This is a genomic window from Enterococcus canis NBRC 100695 (assembly GCF_001544375.1).
Lineage (GTDB): Bacteria > Bacillota > Bacilli > Lactobacillales > Enterococcaceae > Enterococcus_H > Enterococcus_H canis.
On record NZ_BCQJ01000005.1, the window covers coordinates 205,470 to 231,767 of the forward strand.

31 protein-coding genes, 1 riboswitch and 1 other annotated feature are annotated in these 26,298 nt (G+C 42.7%); of the genes, 22 read left to right on the forward strand and 9 right to left on the reverse strand.

What is annotated here, in order from left to right; genetic code table 11:
- Window positions 1-2 precede the first annotated feature (2 nt).
- Window positions 3-1,667, forward strand: a complete 1,665-nt coding sequence (locus ECA01S_RS09130; RefSeq protein ID WP_067394317.1) for a phosphoenolpyruvate carboxykinase (ATP) — start codon at window positions 3-5, stop codon at window positions 1,665-1,667.
- Window positions 1,668-1,739: 72 nt separating this feature from the next.
- Here ECA01S_RS09130 and ECA01S_RS09135 read toward each other — a convergent pair whose 3' ends face one another.
- Window positions 1,740-2,378, reverse strand: coding sequence for a copper homeostasis protein CutC (locus ECA01S_RS09135; RefSeq protein ID WP_067394320.1), 639 nt, complete (start codon window positions 2,376-2,378; stop codon window positions 1,740-1,742).
- 91 nt (window positions 2,379-2,469) lie between these two features.
- On the opposite strand from ECA01S_RS09135, the gene ECA01S_RS09140 reads away from it, so the two are divergent.
- From ECA01S_RS09140 to recD2, 4 genes are all read left to right on the forward strand, one after another.
- Window positions 2,470-3,312, forward strand: coding sequence for a methyltransferase domain-containing protein (locus ECA01S_RS09140; protein ID WP_067394322.1), 843 nt, complete (start codon window positions 2,470-2,472; stop codon window positions 3,310-3,312).
- Between the two features lie 201 nt (window positions 3,313-3,513).
- Complete coding sequence (trmL, locus tag ECA01S_RS09145) at window positions 3,514-4,020, forward strand: tRNA (uridine(34)/cytosine(34)/5-carboxymethylaminomethyluridine(34)-2'-O)-methyltransferase TrmL (RefSeq protein WP_067394325.1); 507 nt, start codon at window positions 3,514-3,516, stop codon at window positions 4,018-4,020.
- Between the two features lie 13 nt (window positions 4,021-4,033).
- On the forward strand, window positions 4,034-4,687 hold the full coding sequence (locus ECA01S_RS09150; protein WP_067394328.1) for a histidine phosphatase family protein: 654 nt from the start codon (window positions 4,034-4,036) through the stop codon (window positions 4,685-4,687).
- Window positions 4,688-4,704: 17 nt separating this feature from the next.
- Entirely contained in the window at window positions 4,705-7,224 is a 2,520-nt protein-coding gene (gene recD2, locus ECA01S_RS09155; RefSeq protein ID WP_067394329.1) for an SF1B family DNA helicase RecD2, read from the forward strand.
- Between the two features lie 58 nt (window positions 7,225-7,282).
- Here recD2 and ECA01S_RS09160 read toward each other — a convergent pair whose 3' ends face one another.
- Both ECA01S_RS09160 and ECA01S_RS09165 read right to left on the reverse strand, forming a co-directional pair.
- Entirely contained in the window at window positions 7,283-7,591 is a 309-nt protein-coding gene (locus ECA01S_RS09160; RefSeq protein WP_067394332.1) for an inorganic diphosphatase, read from the reverse strand.
- A gap of 12 nt (window positions 7,592-7,603) precedes the next feature.
- A complete protein-coding gene (locus ECA01S_RS09165) occupies window positions 7,604-8,545 on the reverse strand; it encodes a diacylglycerol/lipid kinase family protein (RefSeq protein WP_067394335.1) in 942 nt (313 codons plus the stop codon).
- A gap of 121 nt (window positions 8,546-8,666) precedes the next feature.
- A riboswitch (PreQ1 riboswitch) is annotated at window positions 8,667-8,712 on the forward strand.
- A 5-nt stretch (window positions 8,713-8,717) separates the two neighbouring features.
- Between ECA01S_RS09165 and ECA01S_RS09170 the strand changes: the two genes are divergently transcribed.
- The gene (locus tag ECA01S_RS09170; protein ID WP_067394337.1) at window positions 8,718-9,230 is read left to right on the forward strand and encodes a QueT transporter family protein; all 513 of its coding nucleotides are present in this window, start codon (window positions 8,718-8,720) and stop codon (window positions 9,228-9,230) included.
- Window positions 9,231-9,280: 50 nt separating this feature from the next.
- Here the strand turns inward: ECA01S_RS09170 and ECA01S_RS09175 are convergent, their stop codons facing one another.
- The 3 genes from ECA01S_RS09175 to cbpA all read right to left on the reverse strand — a co-directional run bounded on the left by ECA01S_RS09175 (window position 9,281) and on the right by cbpA (window position 11,497).
- Window positions 9,281-9,841 carry a GNAT family N-acetyltransferase gene (locus ECA01S_RS09175; protein WP_067394338.1) on the reverse strand — a complete coding sequence of 187 codons (561 nt, stop codon included), beginning with the start codon at window positions 9,839-9,841 and terminating at the stop codon, window positions 9,281-9,283.
- Window positions 9,841-10,755 carry a DUF7916 family protein gene (locus ECA01S_RS09180; protein ID WP_174519976.1) on the reverse strand — a complete coding sequence of 305 codons (915 nt, stop codon included), beginning with the start codon at window positions 10,753-10,755 and terminating at the stop codon, window positions 9,841-9,843. The genes ECA01S_RS09175 and ECA01S_RS09180 overlap by 1 nt, the downstream gene beginning before the upstream one ends.
- A gap of 97 nt (window positions 10,756-10,852) precedes the next feature.
- Complete coding sequence (gene cbpA, locus ECA01S_RS09185; RefSeq protein ID WP_067394340.1) at window positions 10,853-11,497, reverse strand: cyclic di-AMP binding protein CbpA; 645 nt, start codon at window positions 11,495-11,497, stop codon at window positions 10,853-10,855.
- Window positions 11,498-11,713: 216 nt separating this feature from the next.
- Here cbpA and rpmG point away from each other — a divergent pair, with 216 nt between their 5' ends.
- The 8 genes from rpmG to ECA01S_RS09225 all read left to right on the forward strand — a co-directional run bounded on the left by rpmG (window position 11,714) and on the right by ECA01S_RS09225 (window position 17,208).
- Window positions 11,714-11,866: a 50S ribosomal protein L33 gene (rpmG, locus tag ECA01S_RS09190; protein ID WP_067394342.1), complete on the forward strand. Its 153-nt coding sequence runs from the start codon at window positions 11,714-11,716 to the stop codon at window positions 11,864-11,866.
- Between the two features lie 11 nt (window positions 11,867-11,877).
- A complete protein-coding gene (gene secE, locus ECA01S_RS09195; RefSeq protein ID WP_067394344.1) occupies window positions 11,878-12,048 on the forward strand; it encodes a preprotein translocase subunit SecE in 171 nt (56 codons plus the stop codon).
- A 102-nt stretch (window positions 12,049-12,150) separates the two neighbouring features.
- On the forward strand, window positions 12,151-12,693 hold the full coding sequence (gene nusG / locus ECA01S_RS09200; protein WP_067394347.1) for a transcription termination/antitermination protein NusG: 543 nt from the start codon (window positions 12,151-12,153) through the stop codon (window positions 12,691-12,693).
- A gap of 194 nt (window positions 12,694-12,887) precedes the next feature.
- Entirely contained in the window at window positions 12,888-13,745 is an 858-nt protein-coding gene (locus ECA01S_RS09205; RefSeq protein WP_067394350.1) for an alpha/beta hydrolase, read from the forward strand.
- 75 nt (window positions 13,746-13,820) lie between these two features.
- A complete protein-coding gene (locus ECA01S_RS09210) occupies window positions 13,821-14,921 on the forward strand; it encodes a lactate oxidase (RefSeq protein WP_067394353.1) in 1,101 nt (366 codons plus the stop codon).
- Between the two features lie 118 nt (window positions 14,922-15,039).
- The gene (locus ECA01S_RS09215) at window positions 15,040-16,683 is read left to right on the forward strand and encodes an FAD-dependent oxidoreductase (RefSeq protein ID WP_067394356.1); all 1,644 of its coding nucleotides are present in this window, start codon (window positions 15,040-15,042) and stop codon (window positions 16,681-16,683) included.
- The gene (locus tag ECA01S_RS09220; RefSeq protein ID WP_067394358.1) at window positions 16,680-16,967 is read left to right on the forward strand and encodes a rhodanese-like domain-containing protein; all 288 of its coding nucleotides are present in this window, start codon (window positions 16,680-16,682) and stop codon (window positions 16,965-16,967) included. The genes ECA01S_RS09215 and ECA01S_RS09220 overlap by 4 nt, the downstream gene beginning before the upstream one ends.
- A complete protein-coding gene (locus tag ECA01S_RS09225) occupies window positions 16,957-17,208 on the forward strand; it encodes a metal-sensing transcriptional repressor (protein ID WP_067394361.1) in 252 nt (83 codons plus the stop codon). Before ECA01S_RS09220 ends, ECA01S_RS09225 begins: the two co-directional genes overlap by 11 nt.
- Before the next feature lie 88 nt (window positions 17,209-17,296).
- Here ECA01S_RS09225 and sdaAA read toward each other — a convergent pair whose 3' ends face one another.
- Both sdaAA and sdaAB read right to left on the reverse strand, forming a co-directional pair.
- Window positions 17,297-18,166, reverse strand: a complete 870-nt coding sequence (sdaAA, locus tag ECA01S_RS09230; RefSeq protein ID WP_067394363.1) for an L-serine ammonia-lyase, iron-sulfur-dependent, subunit alpha — start codon at window positions 18,164-18,166, stop codon at window positions 17,297-17,299.
- A gap of 12 nt (window positions 18,167-18,178) precedes the next feature.
- Window positions 18,179-18,844: an L-serine ammonia-lyase, iron-sulfur-dependent subunit beta gene (sdaAB, locus tag ECA01S_RS09235; RefSeq protein WP_067394366.1), complete on the reverse strand. Its 666-nt coding sequence runs from the start codon at window positions 18,842-18,844 to the stop codon at window positions 18,179-18,181.
- Window positions 18,845-19,189: 345 nt separating this feature from the next.
- On the opposite strand from sdaAB, the gene rplK reads away from it, so the two are divergent.
- The 7 genes from rplK (at window position 19,190) to ECA01S_RS09270 (ending at window position 24,623) form a co-directional block, all read left to right on the forward strand.
- Complete coding sequence (rplK, locus tag ECA01S_RS09240) at window positions 19,190-19,612, forward strand: 50S ribosomal protein L11 (RefSeq protein ID WP_067394369.1); 423 nt, start codon at window positions 19,190-19,192, stop codon at window positions 19,610-19,612.
- 102 nt (window positions 19,613-19,714) lie between these two features.
- Window positions 19,715-20,404 (forward strand): 50S ribosomal protein L1, encoded by a 690-nt coding sequence (gene rplA / locus ECA01S_RS09245; protein WP_067394372.1) that lies wholly within the window; start codon window positions 19,715-19,717, stop codon window positions 20,402-20,404.
- A gap of 48 nt (window positions 20,405-20,452) precedes the next feature.
- Window positions 20,453-20,579, forward strand: a sequence feature (ribosomal protein L10 leader region).
- 142 nt (window positions 20,580-20,721) lie between these two features.
- Window positions 20,722-21,222 carry a 50S ribosomal protein L10 gene (rplJ, locus tag ECA01S_RS09250; protein WP_067394374.1) on the forward strand — a complete coding sequence of 167 codons (501 nt, stop codon included), beginning with the start codon at window positions 20,722-20,724 and terminating at the stop codon, window positions 21,220-21,222.
- A 50-nt stretch (window positions 21,223-21,272) separates the two neighbouring features.
- Window positions 21,273-21,641, forward strand: a complete 369-nt coding sequence (gene rplL / locus ECA01S_RS09255) for a 50S ribosomal protein L7/L12 (protein WP_067394376.1) — start codon at window positions 21,273-21,275, stop codon at window positions 21,639-21,641.
- A 289-nt stretch (window positions 21,642-21,930) separates the two neighbouring features.
- Window positions 21,931-23,724 (forward strand): DNA-binding protein, encoded by a 1,794-nt coding sequence (locus ECA01S_RS09260; protein ID WP_067394379.1) that lies wholly within the window; start codon window positions 21,931-21,933, stop codon window positions 23,722-23,724.
- A gap of 260 nt (window positions 23,725-23,984) precedes the next feature.
- Entirely contained in the window at window positions 23,985-24,182 is a 198-nt protein-coding gene (locus ECA01S_RS09265) for a hypothetical protein (protein ID WP_067394382.1), read from the forward strand.
- A 114-nt stretch (window positions 24,183-24,296) separates the two neighbouring features.
- The gene (locus ECA01S_RS09270) at window positions 24,297-24,623 is read left to right on the forward strand and encodes an ArsR/SmtB family transcription factor (protein ID WP_067394385.1); all 327 of its coding nucleotides are present in this window, start codon (window positions 24,297-24,299) and stop codon (window positions 24,621-24,623) included.
- A gap of 39 nt (window positions 24,624-24,662) precedes the next feature.
- On the opposite strand, the gene ECA01S_RS09275 is transcribed toward ECA01S_RS09270, so the two are convergent.
- The gene (locus ECA01S_RS09275; RefSeq protein ID WP_174519980.1) at window positions 24,663-25,682 is read right to left on the reverse strand and encodes an NADP-dependent oxidoreductase; all 1,020 of its coding nucleotides are present in this window, start codon (window positions 25,680-25,682) and stop codon (window positions 24,663-24,665) included.
- Window positions 25,683-25,886: 204 nt separating this feature from the next.
- Between ECA01S_RS09275 and ECA01S_RS09280 the strand changes: the two genes are divergently transcribed.
- Window positions 25,887-26,298, forward strand: a 412-nt coding sequence (locus tag ECA01S_RS09280) for a DUF4395 domain-containing protein (RefSeq protein ID WP_067394391.1), incomplete at its 3' end; no start/stop codon positions are given.

Sequence of the window (26,298 nt, forward strand, 5' to 3'; positions counted from 1 at the left end):
ATATGAGTACAGTCGGACGTTTTGCCAGAAGTGATATCAAACACAGCAATGCATTATTTTCTAGTTTTAAAGCGATGGTGGAAGCAAATTTTTACGGAAATAATGTTGAAATCGTAAAAACATTAGGAGATGCGTATGAATTAGCGAAGAGCTGTCCTAAAACCGTTGTAACAGATATGCCAACAAGTCACACAAAAGAGCTGGGCTTGCCAGATGATGCCAAAATCCTTGTCAGCAATGATGGGAAAGTTGTCGGACGAACGGCTGCTGCCCGTCGAATCATTGGCCAACCGGGAATTGATAAAGCCTATTATGAAGGAATCTTACGCGAAGCTATTTATCAAAGCACTCAGCATCATTACTACCGCGCAGATGTCTATGTAGGACTTGATGAAGAGTTTATGGTGAAAAGCCATGTCATGATTCCTGAAGGTTTTGAGAATAACTTATATGCTTATATGGCGAATTTCCAAGTTATGACATCAGAATTCGATCAAATGTATCAAAATTCTGCAAAATATCAGGAAGATGATATTTATCTCTTTGCTGATCCGTATTGGTCCCACCCAGACTTTCCACATGGTTTGGCCCTTTTCGATCCAGAGCATAACGTTGCCGCAATCTTAGGTCTACGTTACTTTGGCGAATTGAAAAAGGCAACCTTGACGATGGCTTGGGCAACTGCCCACCGCAATGGCTTTATTGCTTGTCACGGCGGTATGAAGCAATATGATTTAGGTGATCGCAAGTTTACCATGGCAGCCTTTGGACTTTCAGGATCGGGTAAATCAACCATTACCTTGGCAGAACATGGTGATCAATACAAAGTAACCGTGCTACATGATGATGCGTTTGTTATTTCGGAAAAGGACGGCGCAACTACTGCTTTAGAGCCCGCCTACTTTGATAAAACGCAAGACTATCCATTGACAAATAACGCGGTGAACTACTTCTTGACATGTCAAAATGTCGGCGTGACGTTAGATGAAGAAGGCCAGAAAGTGATTGTGACGGAAGACATCCGTAATGGGAATGGTCGAACTGTGAAATCGCGTTACGTGACACCGAATCGTGTGGACCATCTAAAAGAAGGCATTGATGCTGTCTTTTGGATTATGAAGGATGATAGCTTACCACCAGTGACGCGCATTGATGATCCAGTCCTAGCTGCTGTCTTTGGGGTAACGCTAGCAACGAAACGCTCAACTGCGGAAAATGTGGTGCCAGGAACCGATTTAGAAAGCTTAGTGATTGAACCTTTCGCTAATCCATTTAGAGCTTATCCGCTAAAAGAAGATTATATGGACTTCCGTGATTTGTTTGCTAGTGGTCGAACCAGCTGTTATATCTTGAATACTGGTTTCTTCAATGGTAAGAAAGTAACACCACAAGATACATTAGGTAGTATTGGTAAAATTGTTGAAGGTACTGCCGAATTTAATGATTTTGGTCCAATGACGGCTATGAGCTACCTACCTTTAGCAGACCATCCAGTTGATTTCGATGACCGGTTGTATGTCCAAAGATTACGTAAACGGATTGAAGACCGCCTAGTCTTTATCCAAGAACAAAAAGATATCAATGAAGGCTATAACGCTTTGCCAGAAGAAGCCTCTCTTTTGATTCAGCATTTAATCTTAGAATTGGAAAGCTATTTAGAAGAGTAGCCTAAAAAAATATTGAGAATATGAAACGACCCGTACGCGTTAGATTGCTATCTAACAAATACGGGTCGTTTTTTAGCCTAATTTTACGATTTTAGTTCCATGGGCTTCTTGAACAGCCAAAGCCTCGATTACACCTGGCAAATTTTCATAAGTAATACCAGCCCCAGGTAAGATGCGGATGCGGCCTTTCGCATAGCTCATCAATTCTTTTAAATGCTCGAAGTTTGCTTCAATGGGTGTCCCAGCAGCGCCACCATGTGTCAAAATGCGCTCAACGCCGCGTTCGGCTAACCAATCAATAGCTTTGAACTGATTTTCGGCTGACAACGCATCGAAAGCCATGTGGAAGGTGATTTGTAACCCTTCGGACACTTCAATCAAGAGTTCCAACGCTTCTTCATCTAACCAGCCATCTTCAGTTAGACAGCCAAAAACAACGCCATCCGTGCCAATTTTTTTAGCTTCAATTAAATCAGTATGCATGATTTTTAACTCAATATCATTATAGACAAAATTACCGCCACGAGGACGAATCATAGTCATGACAGGGACGGCCTTTTCATTGGCGTAAGCCAATGTTTCTTCAATAACACCAGTACTGGGGGTCGTACCGCCAACAGCTAGATTGTCACATAGTTCGATGCGGCCAGCACCAGCTGCAATGGCTTTGGGAATATCAGTAAAATTTTCGGCACAAAATTCTTTGATCATCTCTTTCGCTCCTTTACTTCTTCACTGCATTTTAGCATATTTTATGGACAGACAGAAGTGCTGTGGTAAGATAGCGATAGGAGGATTTCCCATGTTAAAGAAAATTGATCGTAGTGCCCTCTTTTTACAGAAAAATCAACACTTGTTCCGCTGCCCATTGTGTCACGAGTCCATGACGGCTCACGATACTAGCTTGATTTGTCAGCAGGAGCACCGCTTTGACTTATCCAAAAAAGGCACATTGTATTTTTTACAGCACCAGATCCAAAGCGAATATGACCGTTCGTTATTTGAAGCCCGTGGTCGGATGATTGCTAGCGGCATGTATAATCCATTACTAGAGACTATCGCCAGCTATCTCCCTCAAAAAATCGATTCACTAGTCGATGTAGGCTGTGGCGAAGGCAGCTTTTTGAATCAATTAGGTGAAAAACACTCTTTGGGCGCAGCAATTGGCTTCGATATTGCTAAAGAAGGGATTTATCTTGCGACGAATCAACCACTAAATGCTTTTTGGTGTGTCGCAGATTTGACGAATTTACCGTTTCAAACAGAACAGGTAGATGTTATTTTAAACCTGTTTTCACCCTCTCATTACCAAGAATTTAGACGGGTGTTGAAGCCCGCCGGTAAAATTATTAAAGTTGTGCCGGAGGAAGGCTATTTAAAAGAATTGCGTCAGGCATACGGCCAAAAAAGTTATCAAAATACAGCTGTTCTAGAACGTTTCCAAGCGGAGCTGAATTTGGTCCACTCAGAACGCATACAATATACCTTTAGTATTCCGCCAGAACGCCGTTTGGATATCATGGAGATGTCACCATTAGAGTGGCAGGCGACACCTTTACAAAAGGAAAAACTACAAAACAGTCCGCTAACAGAAATTACTATTGATCTGCGTATTTTAGTTGGCGATATAAAACGCTTACATTGAAAAATTTCTGCAAGACGCTTGCAATAGATACACAATGGTGTTATATTACTTACAAGTTGTTTTTTCATTGGTTTTTATCAGGTTCCTGTTCTGATAAAAGTTAGTGAAAAGAGCTTCACTAACGTAGCGACTCGCAGTGATCGACACCGAGGCGATACGTTTTTTTTATTGCCAAAAAACCAGTAGAGAAGAGTGAAGAGCATGGCTAAAAACCATATCGTATTATTTGAACCACAGATTCCAGCTAATACCGGCAATATCGCCCGGACTTGTGCTGCTACTAACACCCCCCTGCACTTGATTGAGCCATTGGGTTTTTCCACCGACGATAAGCAATTGAAACGGGCCGGCTTAGATTATTGGCATGAGGTAGAAATCTACTATTATAAAGATCTAGCAGACTTTTTGGAAAAAATGGGTGCTGGTGAATTGCACCTAATTACGAAATTTGCCAATCAAGTTTATAGCGACCATGATTACCGGGAAGGCGACCATTACTTCCTGTTTGGGAAAGAAACCACGGGCTTACCGGAAGATTTCATGCGAGAAAATGCCGAAAAATGTCTACGCATCCCTATGAATGATACCCATGTTCGGTCTTTAAATTTATCTAATACGGCGGCTTTAGTTGTTTATGAAGCGTTGCGGCAGCAAGAATTTCCGCAGTTGGAGTTATCTCATCATTACGAACACGATAAATTAGACTGAGTGAGGAGTTAAAATGGAGCTATATTTTACACGACATGGCCGCACCGAATGGAATAAGGAGTTACGTTTTCAAGGGAGTCAAGGCGATTCACCACTACTCTTACAAAGCTATCAGGAGATCAAGGAGCTAGGTGGCTTTATTCGTGAGGTACCTTTTGAGGCCATTTATACAAGTGATGCTAAGCGGGCGCAAGATACTGCGCAAGGAATCAATGCTTGTTTGGCTAACCCCGTGCCAATCATTGTGGATCCCGGCTTGCGAGAGTTAGGGTTGGGTGAATTGGAAGGTCAGCTGATTCGCGAAATGCAAGTCAAGTATCCGCAAGAAATGCAGGCGATGCGGGAAAAAATCGATGAGTACGATCCGAGCCCTTTTAAGGGGGAAACATTTCCAGACGCTATCCAGCGGATTGAAGCGGTTGTCTTAAAAGCTGTTAAACAGGCGCAGCAAGGACCGTTATTATTTGTAGGTCACGGAGCTTCCCTGACGGCGGCCGTTCAAGCGATGGCGGGTAAGCCATTGGCTGAGGCTAGAGCAATGGGTGGCTTGAAGAACAACAGCTTAAGTATTATGGAGACTCAAAATAAGCAGCTGCCATTTGAGTTGGTTCGCTTTAACGATGTTAGTTTCCTAAGTGATAGTGATGAATTGATCAGTATTCCGTAGAAAGGGGGCGACCTGTCTTGGAAGAGGCATTATATATTGTAGGCCAAGTACAGGCAGTGTTTTTTGAGAATCCCCAAAATTTTTATAAAGTCATGTTGGTGAAAGTCAGTGAAACAAATACCGATTTTCCCGATACAGAAATCGTCGTAACCGGCAGTTTTGGTCAGATTCAAGAAGAGACCAGCTACCGGTTTATTGGCCATTTTGTCGATCATCCCCGTTATGGCCAACAGTTTCAAGTCGAGACTTATCAACAGGAACGTCCGACTTCGGCCAATGGCGTCGTTAGTTACCTCTCTAGTGATAAATTCCCTGGTATTGGGAAAAAAACGGCTGAAAAAATCGTAGCTGTTTTGGGAGAAGCGGCAATTGATGTAATTATGGCGGAGCCTCAAAGATTGCGGGAAGTCCCAGGCTTAAATCAAGTAAAACGGGATTTGATTGTGAAAACCATCATAGAGAATCATGGTATGGAACAGGTGATTATTGGCTTGAACCGTTATGGATTTGGCTCGCAGCTGGCTTTTGCGATTTATCAGACCTATCGCAACGAGGCATTAGAAATTATTCAAGAAAATCCTTATCAGCTAGTGGAGGATATTGAAGGAATTGGTTTTAAAAGAGCCGATCAGTTAGCGGAACAGTTGGGCATCAAGGCTGACGCGCCGGCGCGGATGCGAGCAGCAGTCATGCATGAAATTTTTCAGCATGCGATGCAGACTGGAGACACCTTTATTGAAGCTAATACCTTGCTGGAGGCCGCAATCTTAACCTTGGAAAGCAGCCGGCCTGTTGAGATTCCGCCAGAGAACTTGGCAGATGTCATTATTCAGTTGGTGGAAGAAGGGAAGATACAGCAGGAGGCGACTAGACTGTATGACAATTCCTTGTATTTTGCTGAATGGGGCATTGCTAGTTCCATTGACCGTCTATTGAAACGGAAAAAGGAAATCAAGTATCCTCAAAAGGATATTCAAAAGAATATTCGTCGTATTGAAAAAACTTTAGGCATCACCTATGGCGACAGCCAGCAACAGGCCTTAGAGGAAGCAATTCGAGCCCCGTTATTCATCTTGACTGGGGGACCGGGGACTGGGAAAACCACCGTTATCAATGGTATCGTGACCTTATTTGCAGAATTAAATGGGTTATCCTTAGACCCGAAAGATTACACGCAGGAGATGTTTCCCATCTTGCTCGCTGCGCCGACGGGACGCGCCGCGAAAAGGATGAATGAAACAACAGGCTTGCCAGCTAGTACAATCCATCGCTTGCTGGGCTTGACGGGACGTGAAAAAAATCCCGCGACTACCGCAAAAGAGTTAGAAGGCGGCTTATTGATTGTTGATGAGCTATCCATGGTGGATACGTGGCTGGCCAACACCTTATTCAAGGCAATCCCGACTAATATGCAGGTTATTTTAGTGGGAGATAAGGATCAGCTACCTTCTGTTGGACCGGGTCAGGTCTTGCACGATTTGCTACAAATTGAAGAAATTCCTAAGCAGGAATTAGTCGAGATCTACCGTCAAGGCGACGGCTCCAGCATTATTCCTTTAGCGCATGAAATTAAGGAAGGCCACTTGCCGGCCGATTTCACTCAGAATCAAGCTGACCGCTCCTATTTTAATAGTGATGCTTTTCATATTGAACCTTTGATTCGGCAAATCGTTACGAAGGCCAAAGGCAAAGGATTTACCCCACAGGACATCCAAGTATTGGCACCCATGTACCGGGGACCGGCTGGCATTAATGCGCTGAATAAAATGATGCAAGAAATTTTTAACCCGGGCCAACCAGGCCGTAAAGAAGTCAGCTGGAATGAAACGGTCTATCGCATTGGCGATAAGGTCCTACAGCTAGTCAATGCGCCTGAACTGAACGTCTTTAACGGTGATATGGGGGAAATCACCGGAATTATTGAGGCGAAGGACTCGGAGGACAAGGTGGATGAGTTGGTGATCCAGTTTGATACCAATGAAGTTACCTATAAACGAAATGAATGGAATAAAATCACCTTGTCTTACTGCTGCTCCATTCATAAGGCCCAAGGCAGTGAGTTTAAAATGGTGATTTTACCGATGGTGCGTCAGTATCAACGAATGCTGCAGCGAAATCTTTTGTATACTGCAGTCACCCGTAGTAAGGAACTATTGATTTTACTAGGTGAAGTAACCGCTTATGAAGCCTGTGTGACCCGTGAATCGGCGGTGCGCCTCACAAGCCTCCAGGAGCGGATTCGCCATGCGGATGATTTACGTGGTAGTTTGCAGGAACAATTGGCAGCTTATCAAGAAGGCGCTGACTTTGAGGTTAAAGTGGTGTCTAAGCCAACTGAAACCAAGCTGGTACTTTTAGACGAGCCTGAGGAGCAGACGGTGACTACTGAAACAGAAACGGCGAATCAAGCCAGCGCAACAGCTGCAGTAAACGCTGAACCTATTGAGTATCGTTTGACGTTAACGAACCTAGCGACTATTGACCCCATGATTGGCATGGAAAATCTAACACCTGCTGATTTCATGCCAAAAGCCTGACCACAATTTCGGTCAGGCTTTTTTTTGTGTGCTACTAGTTGGTAGCTGAATTTTAGGTTTAGAGCTTGCGAATCTCGCTGTCAAAATATTGTTCCATAAAGTGAACACGAGCGGCAATTTCTTCAATCGAATAGGACTGGTCACTAATGATCCATTTTTCTTCGACATCATCATGACGAATCACGGTGGCAATATGTTTTCCTGTAAAAGTCTGCAAAGGTTCGTTGGTTTCCGTCAGGATGTAGGCATCCTGTTCTTCACCATCACCACCCATAATACCAGCGATAAAGCCATAATTTAAGGGATAGCGATTTCCATAAGCATCCTGATACCCGATAGGCCGGTCAACAGTTACCGTATAAATCATCTTATCCCTCCCTTAAAACCAAAACAAACGCGGCTCGCTAGTGAAGGAAAGGTCAAAGGAGCGCTGGCCCATGACTTCACCATCGACTTGGCCATACTCTGGCACTGTTGAAATAATCCGAATCTTACTTGTTTGAAAATGATGGAAGTTTTTAGACTGCATATGCTTTTTACGAGCTAATTGGAAAATCAGGTAGAAGATCTTAACCCAGGCGATTTTTTCCACGATTACTAAGTCCAAAGTCGCTTTGCGGGGATCCGCTACAGGGGCAATCGGGACGCCACCGCCAAAATAGGGATGATTCGTAGTCGTGCAAAGAAAAGCCTTTTCAAAAGCTAGTTGCTGGCCATTGAGTTCGACTAGGATGGGAAAGCCCTTTTGTGTAAAAAGCACTTTAATCATGGAAACCATATAAGCCAGCGAACCTAGTTTGTATTTGTTTAAGGTCTTTTTAGTGGCAGAATCATTGGTAGCTGCTACGATAGCCGCATCCAAACCAATCCCAATGTTGTTAATAGCAAGACCTACTTCATCTTGAATTTTTTCATGATAACGCATCACTTGTAAGGTTTGGGGCTTTTGAGCACCGACGATTTGCCAAAAAGCTTTTTCAGCTTCGCGCTGGATGCCAGCGCCTCGAGCAAAATCGTTACCAGAACCACAGGGAATATAGCCTACCGGAATCTCTTTAGGCAAAACATTCACCACTCCATGCAAAGTGCCGTCTCCCCCTAAGACGATCAATAAAGGGAATTCCTCCACTGGTTCAGTCCATGGTGCAAGCTTGGGTAAGAGTTCTTGGGCAAGCTCTTTTTCGTGCCCAGGGTAGGTAGTGGTGTACAGACTATATGTAAAATTCTTCTTTTCCAATATTTCCCGAATGCGCGCCGTGGCAATTTTAGCTCGACCGCTGCCGGCTTCTTCGTTGGCAATCAAATAATAATGGTGCTTCATGAGGAGCCTCCTTTTGTACTAGGGCTATTATAGCAGAAGAGCGTGGCAAACAGAACCTGAGGTGCTTCAAGGAGTTGCTATTTTAAGCGGCTTCTTCTATAATGACTACTGTTACTAAAAAGTGACCGCGGTTCGTAACCATCCCGCGACAACAAAACTAGGAGGAGAAAAGATGGAGAATCAATTAACAAAAAATCATCGTAAAATCACAACGCTGGCGATTAATGGTATGGTGATGGCTGTTTACTTAGCTGTGACGATAATGATCAAACCATTGGCCTCAGGGGCAGTCCAGTTCCGCTTGTCAGAAAGTCTGAATCATTTAGTCGTATTTAATAAGAAACTAATGTGGGGCGTTTTAGGCGGCGTAGTCGTCTACAATATTCTATTTTCAGAATTTGGCTGGTTAGATGTGATTTTCGGGGGAAGTCAGACGTTTCTTTCATTAGGCTTGACTGCTTTATTGGCGAAATATGTTCCTAATATCAAAATCCGTTTGGCCTTGAATACTGTGATTTTCACGGCTAGTATGGCCTTGATTGCCTGGATGCTGCATATCGCAATCGACCTACCATTCTGGGCGACCTATGGGACTACGGCTTTAGGCGAATTTGTCGTTATGGCTGTTTCCGCACCGCTGATGTACTATATTGATAAGCATGTCCATTTTGCGAACCGACTTTAACAAACAAAATCCTGCCAGCTCTTAAGAGTCGGCAGGATTTTTTTAATTGATTAGATCGTTTCGATAAAATGATCAGGATACTGTTCCCAGTAAGTCGAAAATGTGGGGACTTCTTGAAAATCTTTTTGATAAAGGCGAAAGACCACTGATACATCCTTAGGTTGCCACTGCTCTCGGTAAGAATAACGGTAGCTTAAGCCTAATTTTTGCATGACTCGGCCACTAGCAGGATTTTCTCGGTCATGGGTCGCGGTGACAAAAGGATACTGGTTTTTTAGTATACTTAATACATAAGCAGCGGCCTCGGTCACTAAGCCTTGATTCCAATAAGCTGGTAATAAGCCGTAGCCTAAGTCATGACTATCATTCCCGCTAACCGTTACATAACCGATGGGCGTACTATCCTTCAAGCAAATCGCCCAGAAATAGCCCTTCCCTGAGGTGTAGACTGGCGCCATCCGCTCTTGGTAAAAGGCCACCGCGTCAGCCTCAGTCTCTAGCGGAAACCAAGGCAAAAATTTATTCAATGTCTGATTAGAAAAAATTTGATAAATCGCGGCTAAGTCAGTTGTCAACTCAAAGGGGCGCAACAGCAAACGGGGCGTTTCCATTAACGTAAGATTGAACGGCTGACCCGGTTCAAAGTATGACGCAACCCGCGAATTGCTAGGGACATCGTGTAGATATTTTCAGCAGGAGCTAGACCGCCATAACCAGCGTCACCGATGTGTTGGATGTCAACGCCATTGATTTTGTTGCGTAATGCGATTTGTTTGATGGTATCGGCATCCGCACTTTCTTGACTAGTGCCAATTGCAGACATCGTTAAGGCATTGTTATCTTTGGCTACTTGAACAGCTGCCCGCATTTCTTCATCGGTGAAACCAGGAACAGTGCCCACTGCTGGTAGCAAAATTACGTCAGCGCCAGCTTCAATGTAAGCCTCGATTGCTTCAGGCGCAGCCACTGGTTCATTGACCCCAGCTGAGTGCATTTTACCTGCGATGATTAGCCCGCTGAAATGTTCTTTTGCGACGCGTACGGCTTTCGCAATTTCTTGGCTAGTTACGCCAGTCCCGGGATTTCCAGTTAGACAGATGAAGTCAACGCCTAACTTTTCGGCTTCTTGGAAAGTTTTGACTGAACTCATACGACCTTCAGCGATTGTCAATAGCTGTTCCATACCGGCAGCGTGAGGATCCACGGGTTCCAGATTGATTCCAACTGGACGACCAATCAATTTTTTCAAGCGTAAAACAGGGCTGCTATCAGGTCCCAAGTCAGCGACTGTTTCGGGTAGACCGCCGATAAATGGTTCAAAGCAGTCAAAGCCATTCAATAATAATAAGTCAGCACCGTAAGCTACGGCCACTTCGCCATTCGTTAATTCGCCCACTTGAGGGCCGGCATTCACGACATTTTCCGCACAGATGATGCGTCCTTCTGAAGCTAAGATTGACTGTTTCAAATCAGCTCCGTTCATAGCTTCGATTTCTGAGGTATTGGCACTTAATAAACGTTTCATAATTCTATTCGTTCCTTCCTGGTATCGCTTTCGATAGTTGCTTACAAAAAGGCGCCGCAAGCGGCACCTAAATGATCAAATAATTGTGCTGTTTTACTTAACTTTCAGGATTTTGCAGGTCTTCGATTTCTACCACTTTGAAGTTTTTCTTCTCTAATTGTTCCACAATGGTAGCACATAATTCTTGTGAGGTATTAGCAGGTAAAGTAATCAAAGTCCGGCGTACATATTCATCTTTCCCTACGTCTAGGGTGATACAACTAGCAATACTGCTGTATTTGGCGATGATTTTTGACATAGCGGCCAAGTCACCTTGTTTCCCAGTTGAAGCGATGGTTAAAACATAGCTACCTTGCTCGATATTCCAAGATTGTGCCAACATATTCAAAAGAGAAGCGTGGGTCAGAATACCGTAAAAGTAGTTGTTTTCATCTAATACGGCGATATAAGGCAATTCTTTGATGGTGAAGAACACTTTGAAGAAAGAAGTATTGACGAAAATGAATTTCGTAGCATTTTTCAGCAAATGTGTCACCGGCAAGCTCATGTCACCGCCGTTGGATTTATGGCGATAAATATGCATTTTATAGATATTCCCGCGGAAGATTTTACCAGATTCATCCAAGATTGGCACACAGCGGAAGCCAGACTCTTCTAAAATCGTCAAGGCTTCTTCCAGCGTGTTGGTCTCAGTGACCGTGGTCAAATCTTTTTTCTTGCGGACTACTGTTTTTAACAACATAAAGATTCCCCCATTTTTTAAAATTTTGACTCGCTGCTGATGTAAAAAAAGAGGAAAACGACAACCCTTACGTCCTTTTTTTACATCTTGAGATCATCAATAATGATAACATATTTCCTATTAAAACAATAGGTAACAGAGACAATTGACAGAAAATCGAAAGCGTGCTAATGTTAAAAGAGCGTTCTATGCACATTTTTGAGAGGGGGAAAAGCAGTGGCTAAGAAAAAAGCAGCACTGGCTTGTTCTGTATGTGGCTCCCGTAACTACTCCAAGTCTGTTAGCGAAGGCAAACAGGGAGAGCGCTTGGAGATTCGTAAATTTTGTAAATATTGTAATCAATATACGATTCATAAAGAAACAAAATAGGGGGAGCAAAGATGAAATTCATTCGCAGTGTCATTGATGAAATGAAAATCGTAACCTGGCCATCAAAAAAACAATTGCGTAAAGATACCTTAGTCGTGATTGAAACATCAATTATTTTTGCCGTGATGTTTGGGGTTATGGACTGGGCGATCCAATCAGTCTTTAAACTGGTGATTCGCTAAATTTTCTAGTATTTCCCTAGGGATAATGCTATAATAAGCGAGAAGAAAAAACTTCGGGTTCCCTGAGGTTTTTTTATTTTACGGAAGAAGGAGCCACCTTTTATGGAAACATTTGAAAAACATTGGTATGTCCTACACACTTATTCTGGTTATGAAAACAAAGTCAAAGCGAATATTGAATCTCGTGCGCAAAGTATGGGGATGGAAGATTTTATTTTTCGGGTAGTTGTGCCGGAAGAAACTGAAACAGAAGTGAAAAACGGTAAGAAAAAAGAGACCATTCATAAAACATTCCCTGGTTATGTTTTAGTAGAGATGGTCATGACCGATGATTCCTGGTACGTCGTCCGCAATACCCCAGGCGTAACTGGTTTTGTTGGCTCGCACGGTGCTGGTAGTAAGCCTGCTCCACTATTACCAGAAGAAATCAACTCGATTCTGAAATCATTAGGTATGAGTACGCGTCAAACAGACTTAGAAATCGCAGTTGGCGACGTGGTAACAATCATCGAGGGTGCCTTTGCTGGTTTAACCGGTCAAATAACGGATATTGAAGAAGAACGTCAAAAACTAAAAGTAAACATCGACATGTTTGGACGCGAAACAAGTACTGAACTAGATTTTGATCAAGTCGATAGTATTTAAAGAAGAGGTTGAAGCAGAAGCGGTTAACTCCGAAAAATAAGCAGGATGCTAGTTCTGCTTAGCAGTAACTGTATGCGTATAGCTGTTGCTTCTGCTTCCACCATTTATTCGGATAGGAAGAGTCTAGGACATAGCTTTTTGAGTTATGTCCTGGACTCTTTTCTGTTAAGGACTAATTTACGGAGGGAATCGAAATGAAAAAGTTCTTTTTAATCAGCGCGTTTTTCTTACTAAGTGCTTGCGGTGTACAAGATGCGACGAGTCAAACAACGGCAGAGCAAGCGACGACGACTTCAAGTGAGACCATTCCTAAAACAACGCGACCAACACTTTTTATCCACGGCTACAGTGGTGGCCCGGCCTCTTTTGGTAAAATGCTGGGACGCTTTCAACAGGCCGATATTTCCCAACAAGAGCTAACGGTAACCGTTGCGCCAGATGGTAGCGTGACTAGTTCCGGAAGTCTTAGCGGGAATGCGGACAACCCCACGATACAGGTACTATTTACCGACAATAAAAATAATGAGTGGAATCAAACGGAATGGATCAAAAATGTATTACTGTTTTTGAAGAAAACCTACGATGTAACATCCGTTGATTTAGTGGGGCATTCCATGGGCGGTGTCAGCGGTTTACGTTATCTATTGACCTATGGAGGAGAGCAAGATTTACCGGCAATCGATCATTTTGTTGCTATTGGGGCACCATTTAATGACTTTCTAGAGAACGCCGATCAAACAATTGAGGATGAGTTAGCCACAGGTCCTGTGGAGAAAGCCGACCGTTATCAAGATTATCAACAAATGATTGGCAATTTACCCACAAATACGCAGATTCTATTAATTGCCGGACAGTTATCCCCAGAAGATCTCAGTGACGGCACGGTCCCTTTAACAAGTGCGGTGGCGGTGTATTCTTTACTGAAAGCCCAGGGAAACCCGCTTAAACTGGAAATTGTGGAGGGGAAAAACGCGCAACACAGCCAACTGCACGAGAATCCACAAGTGGATAACTATGTCAGTGATTTCCTTTGGGACTTGTCCACAAGGTAAAAGTGCAAATAGTTGCTTACTTTTGGTAAGGAGAGTATATTCTTCTTGTAAACGTCAAGAAAGAAGGAATATCAAATGGCTTACCATACAAGTAATGAAGAACACCCAATCGAAATCGTGAATATCGCGTCACTAGAAGGACGGGTTAAAGAACGCATGGAAGCAGGTGCTTTCGGCTATATCCGTGGTGGCTCTGAAGATGAATGGACGATGCGGGAAAATACTGCCGCTTTTAATAAAAAAACGATTATGCCTCGTGTTTTGCGTGGCATCGATCATGCGGATCTCAGCACCAAATTGTGGGATATTGAGTTAGCCACACCAATTATCCAAGCGCCTTCCGCTGCCCAAGGTTTGGCCCATGAAAAAGGCGAAGCTGACACTGCCAAAGGAGTAGCGGCAGCCGGATCTATTTTCTCCATTAGTACTTATGCCAATACGACGATTGAAGATGCTGCGAAAGCGGCTCCTGAAGCACCGCAATTTTTCCAATTATATATGAGTAAAGATGATGGCTTTAACAAATTTATTTTAGATAAAGCCGTCCAAGCAGGTGCGAAAGCCATCATTTTAACCGCCGATTCAACATTAGGTGGCTATCGTGAAGAAGATATTATTAATCAATTCCAATTCCCACTACCAATGCCTAACTTGGCAGCCTACAGCGCCCAAAGCGCTAGCGGCAACGGTGAAGGTAAAGGCATTGCTGAAATTTATGCGGCTGCTAAACAAGGCTTAGTACCAGAAGATATTAAGGCCATCAAAGATTTGACCGATTTGCCAGTCTTTGTCAAAGGAATCCAATCACCAGAAGACGCCGAAGTTGCTATTGCAGCCGGGGCAGATGGTATCTGGGTCTCCAACCATGGTGGCCGTCAATTAGACGGTGGTCCAGCTTCCTTTGATGTTTTGCCAAAAATTGCGGCAGTAGTAAACAAACGGGTCCCAATCGTTTTTGATTCTGGCGTACGTCGCGGCGAACATATCTTTAAAGCATTAGCTAGTGGCGCCGATTTAGTGGCCATTGGTCGTCCAGTAATCTATGCTTTGAACTTAGGTGGAGCTGAAGGTGTAAAATCAGTCTTTGATCACTTGAACAAAGAATTATCAATTACCATGCAATTGGCTGGTACAAAGACAATTGAAGAAGTAAAAAATACTGTATTGTTTGATTAATACCAATTAGAAAGTCTCGGCTTAATAAAAGTCGAGGCTTTTTTTCTTTACAGGATATACCCGCTCCGGTATAGTAAAGAATATAAATACCTACAGGGGTATAACAAGGAGCGAGAAAATGCGGATTGTAATTATTGGCGGTGTGGCTGGTGGAATGTCGGCAGCTACGCGTTTACGTCGTTTATCGGAAGAGACAGAGATTATCGTATTAGAAAAGGGACCTTATGTTTCCTTTGCAAACTGTGGTTTACCTTATCATTTGTCAGGCGAAATCGTAGCCAGAGAAGAGCTAATGGTTCAAACACCGGAGCAGTTGCGGACGAGATTTCGGATTGATGTTCGTCCCGAAAGTGAAGTAACGAAGATTGATCCGGTACAAAAAGAAATCCACTACCAATACCAAGAAGAGACTAGAACGCTGACTTACGATAAGCTGTTGCTAGCGACTGGTGCTAAAGCTATCCAGCCGGCGATACCTGGCTTGAGGGAAGCTGCTAACATTTATACCCTTAGGAGTATAAATGATATGGATCAAATTTTACTAAAAATGACGACTAGTCAACAAGCATTAGTTGTTGGTGGTGGTTTTATTGGCTTGGAAGCGGCTGAAAATCTGCGTAAAGCAGGTAAAGATGTGACCTTAGTAGAGGCAGGACCCCATGTTTTACCTAATCTAGATGTTGAAATGGCTCGTTTTGTTGAAGAAGAAATGCGTAAGCATGGCATCAAAGTGCTACTTAACCGAGCAGTCACAGAATTTGAAACGAACAAGGCGATTTTAAGTGATGGTGAGAGCATTCCCTTTGATTTAACAGTATTTTCAATTGGCGTTCAGCCAGATACCCAATTGGCAGCGGCGGCCGGCTTGCAGCTAGGTCTAAGAAATAGCATCAAAGTGAATGAGTTTTATCAGACTTCTCAAGCTGATATTTATGCAGTAGGCGACGCGATTAGTGTAACAAATCAAATCAATGGGGCAGAAAGTTTGATCTCTTTAGCTTCACCAGCTAATCGTCAAGGCCGTCAAGTTGCGGATGTTATGATGGGGCTGCCGCGCAAAAATCGTGGGAGCATTGGGACTTCAATTGTAAGAGTTTTTGATTTGGCAGCTGGTAGTACGGGTCTGAATGAAGGACAACTACAACAGGCTGGCCAGCGCTACCAAGCTATCCACATCACTGGCAAACACCATGCCGGTTATTTTCCAGGGGCGCAACCCTTGACGCTGAAGCTGCTGTTTGATCCCGAAAACGGCGAAATTTTTGGCGCGCAGGCGGTAGGAAATAGTGGTGTTGATAAACGAATTGACATTTTAGCGACGGCTATCAAGGGTCACTTAACAGTTGCGGACCTGCCTGAACTTGAATTGAGTTACGCGCCACCTTTTGGCAGTGCCAAGGATCCTGTGAATATGGCAGGCTATGCAGCTTTAAACTTAATGGAAGGTTTTTCTGAATCGCTGACACCGTTAGCGCTAAAAGAAGCCCAAGCAGCGGGGGCCTTATTAATAGATGTACGTAATCCGCTAGAAATCGCTGAAGCTGGTGCGATACCGGAAGCTAAAAATATTCCGCTGGATCAATTACGGGACCATTTGTCAGAATTGCCATTAGACCAACCTTTAATCGTCAGCTGTCATAGCGGCCAACGCAGTTATCTAGCCGAACGAATTTTACGAAATCACGGCTTTAGTCATGTTAAAAATTTAGACGGAGCCTTTATTCTTTATCAAATTCTTTTCCCTAATGAGGTGCTAAAATGAAACAGATTTCAGTTAATCAATTAGATCAAAAATGGCCCATCTTGGATGTACGCGAGGTTGACGAATTTAGTCAAGGACATCTAGCTGGTGCATGTAATTTGCCTTTAAGTGAATTTGAGAGTTGGGCCGCGCAGTTAGACCCCAAAGAAACCTATCAAATTCTTTGTCATTCTGGCAATCGTTCACAAATGGCCAGTATGGTTTTAGCCCGTGCCGGATTTTCAGTAGTGAATGTGTCCGATGGTATGATGGCGTATAAAGGAGCGACAGTCAATGAGTTGTGATAAAAAAATTGAGAATCGTCTCAAAAGAGCAGAAGGTCAGATTCGCGGCATTTTACGCATGATGGAAGAAGAAAAAGACTGCCAAGCAGTTTTAACTCAGCTGATGGCTGTTCGCTCTAGCATCGATAAAGTAATTGGCGTAGTGGTGGAAGAAAACGTGAAGGAATGTTTAGCGCAACAGCAAGTCCCAATTACAGAGGAGTTTGCGGCAGCTTTGCAGCTGATTTCTAAAACTCGTTAGTCATATAAATAGCGCCCCGTCAACAGTTAGTCTAACAACTAACGATGGCGGGGCGCTATTTTTGATCTGCTGAGGATGCTAGCTGTGACTAGGCTTCGTTCATCAATTCTGCTTGTAAACGGCGCGCAGTTGGTGTGACAGCTAAGCCACCTTCGGCTGTTTCTTTAAAGATTGAAGGCATTTGGCGTCCTACTTGATACATGGCGTCCACTACTTCGTCTGGGGGAATTACGCTTTGAATGCCGGCTAAGGCCATATCAGCCGAGATGAACGCTTGTGAAGAACCAAGGGCATTCCGTTTCACACAAGGAACTTCCACTAAACCAGCGACTGGATCACAAATTAGACCCATCATGTTTTTTAAGGTAATCGCCACCGCTTCACCGGCTTGAGCGGCGGTTCCGCCAGAGGCACAGACTAGCGCGGCCGCCGCCATCGCACTGGCTGAGCCAACTTCTGCTTGGCAGCCTCCTTCGGCACCGCTAATCGAAGCATTATTGGCGATGACTAGACCAAAAGCACCAGCTGTAAAAAGAAAGTCTAGTTGCGCTTCATAGTCTAATTGCAGTCGATCTTTAGCGGCAAAAAGAACACCAGCTACCACCCCAGCGCTACCGGCAGTGGGTGTTGCACAGATTAGTCCCATTTTGGCGTTGACTTCATTTGTGGCAATCGCATTGCGGACAGCGGTCAAAACCGTATCACCGCTTAAAAAGCGGCCACTGTTTAAATAGTCATTTAGTTTTTTGGCATCGCCGCCTGTGATCCCAGTCACCGAGGTAACGCCGGCCACGCCTTGCTCAATGGATTGGGCCATCACTGCTAAATTGCGTCCCATTAATTCGCGAATCTGCTCCCGGCTACGACCGGATTGGGTCATTTCTGTCGCAATCATCAATTCGGCAACAGAATCATAAGCTTGTGCTTGTTCAATCAATTCTTTAATCGATAAAAACATCAGTCGTTCCTCCTAATCGAAAAAGTTCACACTATATAGATGTGGCAAAGTAGCCAGGGTCTTGGTCAACTCTTGTTGATTAGGCTCATCTACTTCAATTATCATAATTGCTTTTTCCCCTTTTGATTCCCGGGTCACAGTCATGGTGCCGATATTGACTTCATGGTCCGAGAGAATCTGGGTCACTTTTGCCACCATTCCTGGTAAGTCTTGATGAACGATAATAAAGGTTGGGGTGCCCATGCTAAGGGAAATCTTAAAGCCGTTTAGTTCTGAAATCTGAATATTGCCGCCACCAATGGAAATGCCGGTGACACTCATTTTACGTTCGCCTTTAGAAACAATTAAACGCACAGAATTAGGATGCTCCGCCTTTTCCTTTTTAGGTACAAACAGGACTTCCATATTCGCTTCATGAGCCAATTTTAGTGAATCGGCTAAACGTTCATCATCGGGTTCCATTCCTAAGAGACCGCCCACTAAGGCAATGTCTGTTCCGTGTCCCCGATAAGTTTTTGCAAAAGATTCATAGAGAAGGATATCCACACTATCAGGTTGCTCACCAAAGATACTGCGGACGATTTTGCCAATACGAGCAGCGCCGGCCGTGTGGGAACTGCTGGGACCAATCATAACGGGCCCAATAATATCAAAAACGCTCTTATACCGTAATTCCATCTTGCGTCTTCCTTTATCATAAAATTTAATTTCTATATTATAGTTAAAAATCTGAGCCTAGTCTATCACATTCTTTCCCATTCGGACAGTAGGGAAGACGCGTATCTTAGCGATTCTTCACGGATTTTTGCCAAAGCTCTCATAAAGACATTACGCGTATGATTTTCAAAAAAGGGACTTTTCCTTCTTGTAATTTTGGCACTTTTTTAGTAGAATATCTGAGTGTGCAGTTTTGGACGCATCTTTTTGATGGGTTTCGGCACATCTAGTGGCGACACTAGGAAGGTGGGAGGAGAAATTTGCATCTCCAATTAACCACATCACGGACTTAAGGAGGTATGTCTCGTGGCAAAGAAAGTAGAAAAATTAGTTAAATTGCAAATTCCTGCAGGTAAAGCAACTCCAGCTCCGCCAGTAGGTCCTGCACTAGGTCAAGCGGGTATCAACATCATGGGATTCACAAAAGAATTCAATGCTCGTACAGCTGACCAAGCAGGTTTGATCATTCCAGTAGTGATCTCTGTATACGAAGACCGTTCATTCACCTTCGTAACAAAAACACCACCAGCTGCCGTATTATTGAAAAAAGCAGCTAAAATCGAAAAAGGTTCAGGCGAACCAAATAAAAACAAAGTTGCTAAAGTAACTCGCGACCAAGTAAAAGAAATCGCTGAGTTGAAAATGGAAGACCTAAACGCCGCTGACGTAGAAGCAGCTATGCGCATGGTTGAAGGAACTGCACGAAGCATGGGGATCACTGTCGAATAAGACTTATCCCTAAGGAAGTAGCTTCTCAGTTGGCTCTATATTGAAAGATATAGAACACGTGGGAGGTTCAACCGTTATAACCACATTCAAGGAGGAAACAAAATGGCTAAAAAGAGCAAAAAGATGCAAGATGCATTGAAAAAAGTTGATTCAACTAAAGCTTACCCAGTTGCTGAAGCAGTTGCTTTAGCTAAAGAAACAAACATCGCAAAATTTGATGCAACAGTAGAAGTGGCTTACCGCTTAAACGTTGACCCTAAAAAAGCGGATCAACAAATCCGTGGTGCCGTAGTATTACCTAACGGAACTGGTAAAACACAAAAAGTTTTAGTCTTCGCTAAAGGCGAAAAAGCAAAAGAAGCAGAAGCTGCTGGTGCTGACTTCGTTGGTGACGACGACATGGTCCAAAAAATCCAAGGTGGCTGGTTCGACTTTGACGTCGTAGTAGCAACTCCGGATATGATGGCTACTGTTGGTAAATTAGGTCGTGTCTTAGGCCCTAAAGGCTTAATGCCAAACCCTAAAACTGGTACAGTTACAATGGACGTAACAAAAGCTATTAACGAAGTAAAAGCTGGTAAAGTTACTTACCGCGTTGACAAAGCTGGTAACATCCATGTGCCAATCGGAAAAGTTTCTTTTGAAGACGACAAATTAATCGAAAACTTCAAAACAATCAATGACACTTTGTTGAAAGCTAAACCTTCAGCAGCTAAAGGTCAATACATCAAAAACATTTCCGTAACAACTACATTTGGCCCTGGTGTCCATGTAGATCAAGCTTCTTTCTAATTAAAAAAAAGATTGACTCGACTGCCTTATCTGTGATAAGGTAGTTGAGGTTAAAGTTTAACTGTACCGAAGACAGTAGGTGACGCAAGTCTTAATTTCCTACCGAGGACAATTATTGAGAACATTCAATAGTCCCTCTATGTCTGCGGTGGCATGGAGTTTTTTTGCGTTTTCAACACAACGTTGGTCAACCGACTTGACGGGACTGTTGAAGCGTACTAGCCCAACCTAGTGTAGGTCGTTTCCTTTAAAAGAACGACTTTTCGTTGGTTTTTCTAGAAGAACTCTTCCATCAAAACCAGGAGGTGAAACAAACAATGAGTGAAGCAGCAATTGCAAAAAAAGCAGCGATCGTTGACGAAGTAAGCGAAAAATTCAAAGCAGCCGCATCTGTAGTAATCGTGGATTACCGTGGACTAACTGTTGATGAAGTGACTCGTTTACGTAAACAACTTCGTGACGCTAACGTAGAAATGAAAGTTATCAAAAACTCTATCCTTTCTCGTGCGGCTGAACAAGCAGGCTTAGAAGGTATGAACGAAGTGTTCACAGGCCCTACAGCCGTTGCATTCAGTAACGAAGATGTTGTCGCTCCAGCGAAAATCATGGACGAATTTGCGAAAGACGCAAAAGCTTTGGAAATCAAAGGCGGTATCATCGAAGGTAAAGTTTCTTCTTTGGAAGAAATCACAGCATTGGCAAAATTGCCAAACCGCGAAGGCCTTCTTTCTATGTTGCTATCTGTCCTACAAGCACCAGTCCGCAACGTGGCTTACGCTGTCAAAGCAGTGGCCGAAAAAGAAGACGATGCAGCTTAATAGCCGCATAGCATAAAAAAATTAAACTTTCAAAACGGAGGAAACCAAAAATGGCATTGAACATTGAAAACATCGTTGCTGAGTTAAAAGAAGCAACTATCCTAGAACTTAACGACTTAGTTAAAGCTATCGAAGAAGAATTTGGCGTATCTGCAGCTGCTCCTGTAGCTGTAGCTGCTGCTGGTGGCGCTGCTGCTGCTGAAGAACAAACTGAATTTACAGTTGAATTAACTGCAGCTGGCGACCAAAAAGTTAAAGTTATCAAAGCAGTTCGTGAAGCAACTGGCTTAGGCTTGAAAGAAGCTAAAGCAGTAGTTGACGGAGCTCCTTCAGCAGTTAAAGAAGGCATCTCTAAAGACGAAGCTGAAGCATTGAAAGCTGCTTTAGAAGAAGTTGGCGCTTCAGTAACAGTTAAATAATTCTATTTGACTACATGACCCAAATCCCTATTAATAGGGATTTGGGTCTTTTTTTATAGTGAATTAAGGAATGGCGGGTAATAGTTGAGAAAATCTATAGATCAAAAAAAAGTGCGAGTACCTTGTTCTTTTTACGGACGATAGTTTTCTAAGCTTTGTTAGTTTATACTGCTTAAAATCTAATCTTATAAAGACTGCAGTCTTTTGAAAATACCACTAAAGTATGAAGTATTTCCTGTTTTTTTCTGGCATAATAAATAAAAGTCTTATTAAGGAAAGAGTGTTGTGAATGATTGTTGATTTTGTTGTTTTAACCGGGTTGTTTGGTATTATTGTTGTCAATTTATTAATTGCCCTGATGAAAAAAAACAATTCTAAAAAAGGATTAGTTGGGTTAACCGTTTTTGAACTGTTTTTCATGGGTATTTTTTTGTATCTTGCACTTCCAAGTAAAAACTTGAGTTCACTTTTATGGTACAACTTGTGGGGCGCATTTGCTGCAATCTTGTTAGCTGGAGGTTTGCTAACCCTTGTAAAAGCGGGGAGTAAAATTCGTCAAAAAACATTAAATGTAACCGGAAAACGGGTGGATATTTCTTTTGATAAAAAAACTTCTCCTGTGCAATTGGGAAAACTATTTGGTAGTGTGGTGGCACTGATGCTGATTTTATTTGTTGTTTCTAAAATTAGCGCAATTACTTCCATTGATGAAGTTTATTCTTCCATCCATGCTAAAACAGAGGAAAAAGCAGAGGTATTAACTTCTACTAAAGAGACCCCCATTGCAATTGCACCAGATATGGCGAAACGGAAAATGCTGCAAAAATTCTCTGTGATTCCAAACTCCAATATGTTCACTTTGGATGGCATTACGGCCCAGACGATTAATGGAGAATACGTTTATGTTGCAACGGTAGAATACAATGGTTTTTTCAAGTGGCTTAAACTTGGAGAGGTTCCGGGATATTTCAAAATTAGTGCTACTGATATTAATGCACAGCCAGAATTTGTCAAAGAACCACTGAAGTACACCCCATCAGCTTTCTTTAATCAAGATGCCGGGCGAAAAATTTATGCTGCTTTTCCTGGATATGCTTCTTATGGGAAAATCAATCTAGAAATTGATGATAAGGGGATTCCTTATTATATTCAAACACTGTACAAGGAATATGGCGTAACGGGGTTAATGCATTATGATAATTTTAAAACGGCGGTCTTAAATGCCCAAACAGGTGAAGTTAAGCTATATGATAGCAAAGAAGCACCTAGTTTTGTAGATGCACCAATTACTTCGGCCGCAGCGAATAGTATGAATGAATTTTTTGGACGTTATGGTCAAGGTTGGTGGAACCAGTTTATTTTTGGGGCTAAAAAAGATGTCAAAGTTCCCACGGATAATGGCATTTATGCGGCTGGTCAAATTACGCCAATGCTTAGTAAAGAAGGTCATTTAAATTATTTCACCGACTTTACCAGTGGTGACGATGATCAGGATTCTGCATTGGGTTATTCATTGATCGATGCTCGCAGCGGTCAGTTGACTTATTACCGTGATTTGGAAGTTGGGATTATGGACAGTGATGGTGCAATCTCCATTGCCTCCAAGATTTATCCAGAAAAGAAATGGGATGCTGAAATGCCCGTTCTTTACAACATTGATGGCGTTCCAACGTGGATTGTTTCACTAATGGATAGCAAAGGAATTTTCAAAAAATATGTCTATATCAATGCTGTTGATAACGATATAGTTGTCGACGCCGAAAATGCGCAAAGTGCACTAGATGCTTATCGAATTGAGTTGGCGACTAAAGGCAGTAATAACAGTAATACAAACGCAGATTCTCTTGCTGAAAAAAGCGGTATCGTACAACGGGTGGTTGTTCTGGCAAACGGTAGTAATACGGTGGTGTCATTTTTACTACAAAATGATAGAACAGTTTATAGTGTTAATTCTAATAATAGTCCCTATGCTATTTTTATCAAGGAAGGGGACAAGGTCACCTTTAAAGCTAACGTGACAGCAGATCAAACTGCAGCGAGCATTCAAGATTTGACAGTTGCTAGTATTGATGGAAAAGAATAGAGGAAAAAGCAGAGGAAAGAATACACTTTTCTCTGCTTTTCCTTGATTCCTGATTCTAATATTGTAACCAATAAATAAGCCGTACTTTTAGTATTTATTATTTGTCGGGGTAAGATGAGACTCTTTCAAACTTATATATGGCTACATAGAGAGAATTATTCACTACAATTTTAAATTCTTTTCGTCTATGCTACAGTTGAGCTATATTTGATGATTTCTTCAACTATTTTCTGGTACATAAAAGCTGTGAGGTGGGACGAATGAAGCAACAAAACTTTTATAAATACTTTTTGATTTTAGCGGCGGTACTCTTGGCTATTTTTCTGATTAGAACGATTTTGGACCTATTTGTGCTAAGGTCTAGCTTTACTACTGAGTTGATTTTTGATCGGACGATTGATTATCTACTTCCCAGTGCGATTCTTTTTGCTTTTGGTATGTATTATAAGAAGAAATAAGTTTACCGCGAAATAACTGATGCTTAAACTATAAAAGCGGCTTCGTGGTAATTGACAACCACTCTCGCACGTGGTTAAATGGTTTAAAAATAAGAACGATGGAAGTGGAATATCATGGCGGATCTTTCTAAATTAAAGCAAGAGTTTGCGGAAGTCAGTGATTTTTTGATTGCTTTGGGGGATGAAAAACGGCAAGCAATCATTATCCGTTTGATGGAAGAGGATTCTTGCGAGGGTCTGCGGGTAACGGATTTGACGGAGGCCACGCATTTATCGCGTCCGGCGATTTCGCATCACTTGAAAATTTTGAGGGATGCGAAAATCGTGGACTATCGTAGTGTTGGGACTAAGAATTTCTACTATTTGACCCATGAAACGGCAGAGGTGGACAAGCTGAAGCAACTGCTGGAGGATGTACGTCTCGTCATGACAACGCGTTAATAGACAGGTGTGAGCTGGGAAGACTAGTTCATGCCTTTTTTATGAGGTCTTTTCGACTTCATCTGCTATTTTTAAAATAATCTTGCCTCGAGCGTGCCCAGCTTTTGAGTAAGCAAAGGCTTCTTGAATTGCTGCTAGTGGGAAGATGCGGTCAACTATTGGCTTGATTTGTCCTTGTTCAATCATTTCCGTCAATAGTTGTAGTTGTTGACCACTTGGTTTCATAAAGAGAAAGGTGTAAGAGGCTGCTCTTTTTTTCGCCAAGTTAGTTAGGCGTCTGCTAGCAATGGCAAATAACCCACGCTTCCAGAGAGGGAGTCCAGCTTCCTTAGCAAACTGCGCAGTGGGCAAGCCAGAAATAGTGACCACGTTTCCACCGGCTTTGATGATTTTGAAGGCATCTGCTAAAGTTTGTCCGCCTTGGGTATCAAAAACATGATCATAGTCCTTTAAGTCGGTAAAGTCCTCTGTTTTATAATCGATTACTAAGTCAGCCCCCAGTGACCTAACTAGGGCGGTATTTTTCTGACTGGTAGTTGTCGCCACAAAAGCACCTAAATTTTTGGCAATTTGGATAGCTATGGTGCCGATACCCCCAGAACCCGCCTGGATTAAAACTTTTTGATTTGGCTGGATCAGCATGATGTCATGGAGCGCTTGATAGCTCGTAAGACCCACCAATGGGATGGCCGCAGCTTCTTCAAAGGACAGGTTCTTTGGTTTAAAGGCAATATCTTTTTGTGAAACGGCCAAGTACTCAGCGAAAGTGCCAATACGATTTTTTTGGACCCGACCGTAAACGGCATCACCTGGCTGGAATTTTTGTACGTGACGGCCAGCTTGCACAATAACGCCAGCAAAGTCACTGCCTAAAGTCAGGGGCATCTGGTAGTTTAGTAGCATTCTTAAGCCACCATCTTTGGTTTTTAAATCAATTGGATTGATGCTAGCAGCTAGCACTTTTACTAGTACATCCTCTTCGCCAATGTCTGGCATAGGAATCTCTTCAATAGTGGGTACGGCTTGTTTATAGCGGTTAATTCGGGCAGCTTTCATGATGATTAAGGACCTCCATTATCTGTTGGTTTAAAAATATAAACGATTAATACATGCAGTTTACTTTTTTGGTTTAAAAATGTCAACCAATAAAACGAAAGATTTTCTGTGATAACTTCTGACTATCGCTATCAACAATCGCTATTATTTTTCTTTGGTGAGCTGTGTTAGAGTCATATAAAGACATCTAACAAGGAGCGTTTAACTATGGAACAAGCGATTCCCAATTCATTACCAAAACCGTTAGTGCAAGCCAACCAAAGTGTGCTGGTCATTAGTGTATTATTAAGCTGGTTGACGGGTTGGTATGTCCTTTTGCTACTACCATTAGCAGCGGGATTAGGCGGTATTTTCTTTCAGTATAATTTTGTAATTCAAATTGCCAAACGATTTTTAAAGAAACCAGCCAGTGCTTATTTACCAGAAGATAAAGCTGACTTACGGTTTAATCAAACGATTGCCAGCAGTTTATTGGCTTTAAGCTTTCTTAGTTTTCTCAGTGGTCAGGCTGTATTAGGCTATCTCTTCTCAGGCATGGTCTTAATGGCTGCTTCGGTAGCCTTGATGGGCTTTTGTGTCGGCTGTTTTATCCGTTATCAATGGGTTCGTTATCGTCATC